The organism is Sphingomonas sp. TDK1, assembly GCF_001650735.1.
GTDB lineage: Bacteria > Pseudomonadota > Alphaproteobacteria > Sphingomonadales > Sphingomonadaceae > Sphingomonas.
Map to the genome: position 1 here is coordinate 3,191 of NZ_LXVY01000035.1, position 371 is coordinate 3,561.

Consider the following 371-nt stretch of genomic DNA (forward strand, 5'->3'; position numbering starts at 1 on the left):
GCAGCAGCAGCGGCGCCATCGCGAAGGGCAGGCCGGCGGAGAGCACCACCTGGGTCAGCACCAGCAGGCGCCCGACCGCACCGTCGCCGAGCAGCAGCACGCCGGCGAGCGCCGGGATCAGCGCCAGCCCACGGGTGATCAGCCGGCGGACCCAGCAGGGGATCTTGAGGTCGAGGAAACCCTCCAGGATCACCTGCCCCGCGATGGTGCCCGTAAAGGTCGCGCTCTGGCCCGAGGCGAGCAATGCGATGCCGAACAGCGGCGCGGCGATCGCGGCGCCGGTGGCGGGGACGAGCAGGCGGTAGGCATCCTCGATCTCGCTTACCCCGGTATGGCCGTTGGCGTTGAAAGCGGCGGCAGCGACGATCAGG

Annotated in this window: 1 protein-coding gene; it reads right to left on the minus strand. The window is 71.4% G+C overall.

Going from position 1 to position 371, the window contains the following annotated elements:
- A partial coding sequence (locus A7X12_RS26015) for a divalent metal cation transporter (RefSeq protein WP_198162088.1) occupies positions 1 to 371 on the minus strand: 371 nt, incomplete at both ends.